The 3,803-nt window shown below is 62.1% G+C and carries 4 protein-coding genes; 3 read left to right on the plus strand and 1 reads right to left on the minus strand.

The window, feature by feature from the left end:
• Nucleotides 1-17 precede the first annotated feature (17 nt).
• Together QZ307_RS10885 and QZ307_RS10890 are read left to right on the plus strand one after the other, a co-directional pair.
• A complete protein-coding gene (locus QZ307_RS10885) occupies nt 18-251 on the plus strand; it encodes a hypothetical protein (protein WP_295999736.1) in 234 nt (77 codons plus the stop codon).
• A gap of 266 nt (nt 252-517) precedes the next feature.
• Complete coding sequence (locus QZ307_RS10890) at nt 518-1,192, plus strand: energy-coupling factor transporter transmembrane protein EcfT (RefSeq protein ID WP_295999737.1); 675 nt, start codon at nt 518-520, stop codon at nt 1,190-1,192.
• Here QZ307_RS10890 and QZ307_RS10895 read toward each other — a convergent pair.
• Nucleotides 1,127-2,083 carry a DMT family transporter gene (locus QZ307_RS10895; protein WP_295999738.1) on the minus strand — a complete coding sequence of 319 codons (957 nt, stop codon included), beginning with the start codon at nt 2,081-2,083 and terminating at the stop codon, nt 1,127-1,129. The genes QZ307_RS10890 and QZ307_RS10895 overlap by 66 nt on opposite strands.
• Before the next feature lie 128 nt (nt 2,084-2,211).
• Between QZ307_RS10895 and QZ307_RS10900 the strand changes: the two genes are divergently transcribed.
• Nucleotides 2,212-3,803: oleate hydratase (locus QZ307_RS10900; protein ID WP_295999739.1), on the plus strand; the 1,592-nt coding region annotated here is incomplete at its 3' end.

The following is a 3,803-nucleotide window of genomic DNA, read 5'->3' on the forward strand; positions in this document are numbered from 1 at the left end:
TTGAAAGGAGCCGGATCATGGCTGACAAGGATACCCTGATGAAGGAGTTCGTCGATTCTGAGGCTGCGAAGACTGAGGACGCTATTGCCGATCTGGAGCGCATCGAGCAGGAAGTAGTGGCCGAGGCCACCATGTCCACCGAGTACGACGACGCCCTGGGCAACGAGCAGGACGCTGCTGAGGACGCCGAGACGGCCTTCCAGTTCGAGGCTGCCCAGGCTGGCACCGCTGGCATCGGCGAGGCTCTGTAAACCCGCCATTCCGCCGAACCGTGCGTTTGCCGCGCGTGTTCGCATCCAAGTAGCGTGGGCCCCCTCCTTAACACTCGGCCCGCGGGATAGCTACTTGTCATGAAAGAGGAGCACCTTCCTTGGAAGGTGCTCCTCTTTGTGCATATGCGCAAAAATGGGGTTTCGGATGGCAGCTGGCCGATGCGAGCGGCAAGACGGCCTCCATCGCAGTAGCGCTCTGCCATACTGGCGCCATGAAATGCCGGGGAGACAAAAGGGACGCGCGGGTGAAGCTGGGGTGGCTGCTGGCCTATTCTCTGGCGCTGTTCGTGGCCCAGAGCGCCGTGGCTCTGGGCGCTTTGGCGCTGCTGCTTGCCGGCGCAGTCGCGGGAGCGCGCGTAAGCATGACCCGTATTGCCCGCGATGGCGCCTTTGTGTACCCCCTCGCCCTGGTAATTTTTTGCTGCAACGGCGCCTTCCAAGGATGGGGGAGCGCTGGGCTCGTGGCGGCCCGTATTCTCCTACTTGCCTTCGCCAGCATCCTTCTTATGAGAACCACGAATCCTGTTGAAATGACGACGGCCTTGCGACAGCTGCTGGCCCCTTTGGGACGGTTCGGTCTGCCTGCTCATGATTTCGCGAGCGCCCTTTCTCTGGCTCTGCGCTTTATTCCCCTTATGACCGAAGAGCTGGCGCTGGTACGGGCGGCTCAGCAGTCACGCGGAGCGTCATTTGACGCCGGCGCCCCCCTGGTGCGCCTGCGGGCCGCTGCGGCTCTAATGATGCCGGTGTTTGTGGGATTGTTTCGTCGCGCCGATCGCCTGGCCGGCGCCATGGACGCGCGCTGCTTCGGAGCCGTGGAACGCCCAACGCAGCTGGTGGAGCGCCGGTTTACCCTAGCCGACGGGGGCGCACTCTTCCTCGGGGTCGTAGGTTGTTTCGGTTTGGCGCTTCTGTTCTAGGAGCTTGGCTTTCAACGTGGGAGCTAGCTCGCTGATAAGAATGGCGGCGAAGATAAGGACGAAGCCGAGCATCATACGCCCCGTGACCACTTCGCCGTACAGCAAGACACTGGCCAGCACGCCGAAAACGGATTCCAGGGACAGCAGCAGCGATCCTTGGGCCGGCGCCACATGGGCCAGGCCCACATTTTGGAACAGATAGCACAGGCCCGAGGCGAATACCACCAGATAGAACAGATTGAAGGCGAAGTCGGGGGTGAGTACGGCCAGGGTGGGGGCCGGCTCGGTCAAGCCGCCCAGCACCAGGCCCATAAGGCCGCCGAAAAGAAACTGGTACACCGTCAGCGCCAGTACGTTGAACTGCTGGGCGTAATGGGAGATGGCGATGATCTGCGCGGCGAAGAACACGGCACACAGAAGCGTCATGAGGTCACCGAACTCCAGACGGAAGCTGCCCGCCGTCATCGACACCAGGCCAATGCCTGCAATGCACAGCACAGCCGCGCCTACATTGGCGAAGGTGGGCCGCTTGCGAGCCACGATCCACAGCAGGAAGGGCACGATAACGCAGTAAGTGGCCGTCAGAAAGGCGTTCTTGCCCGGGGTGGTGTCGGCGAGGCCGATGGTCTGCACCCAGAAGGCCAGGAAGGTGACGAGCGCCAGCACCAGGCCCGCGCGCAGGCAGGGACCGTTGAGCGTGCCGCGCAGCGAGCGGTGAAACACCGCCGCCATCAGCAGCCCCGTTAGAAAGAAGCGCACGCCGATCAGCTGGGCGGGCGGCAGTACGTCCACGGCGTCTTTCATGACCACAAAGGCAATGCCCCAAATGATGGTGGCCGCCAGCAGCATGAGCTTGTAGACAAAGCCAGGTATGTTTCTCGAAGTATTCACGGGGAGCCATTATAGCGAGGTCAACCGCTGGGCAACAACCCCGCAACGGGATGAAGGGGCGAAGGTTGTTGACGAAGCGTCGGGGCCATCATAGAACCAATGCGGCATCTATCGAGAGGACGTGTCCCATGTACTATTCCAGCGGTAACTACGAAGCCTTCGCCCATCCCCTGAAGCCCGAAGGAGTAGAGAACAAGCAGGCCTATATCATTGGTTCGGGCCTGGCGGGCCTGACGGCGGCGTGCTATCTGGTGCGCGACGGCCAAATGCCCGGCGATCGCATTCACATTCTGGAGCGCGACCCACGCGCCGGCGGCGCCTGCGACGGCTGGGATTATACCCAGCTGGGCTACACCATGCGCGGCGGCCGTGAGATGGACAACCATTTCGAGGTCATGTGGGACTTGTTCCGCGACATTCCCTCCATCGAGGATCCCGACGTCAGCGTGCTCGATTACTACTACTGGCTGAACAAGCGCGACCCCAACTACTCGCTGTGCCGCGCCACGGTGAACCGCGGCCAGAACGCCCACACCGACAACAAGTTCAACCTGTCTGACGCGGGCTGCATGGAAATTATGAAGCTGTTCTTCACGCCGGAAGAGGACCTGCAGGACAAGCTCATCACCGAGTACTTCTCCGACGAGGTGCTGAACTCGAATTTCTGGCTGTACTGGCGCACCATGTTCGCCTTCGAGAATTGGCACTCGGCGCTGGAGATGAAGCGCTACATTACCCGCTTCATTCACCATGTGGGCGGCCTGCCCGATTTCAGCGCCCTGCGCTTCACCCGCTACAACCAGTACGAGTCCATGATTCTGCCTATGGTGAACTACTTGGAGGCCCACGGGGTGGACTTCCAGTTCAACACTCACGTGCTGGATGTTAACTTCTCCTGCGACGACGCCAAGGGCGACAACCGCAAGATGGCCACCGATATCACCCTGCGCCATGAGCCCTCGCCGGCGGCAGTGGACGCGGCCGAGGGCGTGCCGGCCTCCGATGCCGATGCGGCCGACAATGCCGCCCGCCAGGCGTCCACGGAGACCATCGAGCTGACGGAGAACGACCTGGTGTTCATCACCCCGGGCAGCTGCGTGGCCCATTCTTCCTTCGGCGATCAGAACACGCCGGCGAAGTTCGCGCCGCAGCTGGTGCCGGGCGACGGCTGGGACTTGTGGAAGAAGATTGCCACGCAGAACGACGCCTTCGGTCATCCCGAGAAGTTCTGCAGCGACCCTGAGAAGAGCAACTGGGAGAGCGCCACGGTGACCACGCTCGATGACAAGGTGCTGCCCTATATCGAGGCCATCTGCCAGCGCGACCCGCTGTCGGGTGATGTGGTCACGGGCGGCATCGTGTCGGTGAAGGATTCCAGCTGGCTTTTGTCCTGGACTATCAACCGTCAGCCCCAGTTCCGCGACCAGAAGCCCGGCACCGTGTGCGTGTGGGTGTACAGCCTGTTCACCGACGTGCCCGGTGACTACGTGAAGAAGCCCATGCGCGACTGCACCGGCAAGGAGATCTGCGAGGAGTGGCTGTACCACATCGGCGTGCCCGAGGAGCAAATTGCCGAGCTGGCGGAGCATAGCTGCAACACCGTGCCCTGCATGATGCCCTACATCACTGCCTTCTTCATGCCGCGAGCCGAGGGCGACCGCCCCGACGTGGTGCCCGAGGGCGCTGTGAACTTCGCCTTCATCGGCCAGTTCGCCGAAAC

Origin of the sequence: uncultured Adlercreutzia sp. (assembly GCA_910585575.1) — a bacterium.
Taxonomy (GTDB): Bacteria; Actinomycetota; Coriobacteriia; order Coriobacteriales; family Eggerthellaceae; genus Adlercreutzia.

Coding starts and splice junctions, on each gene's coding strand:
- QZ307_RS10885 (WP_295999736.1), top strand. CDS start 18: ATGGCTGACAAGGATACCCTGATGAAGGAGTTCGTCGATTCTGAGGCT.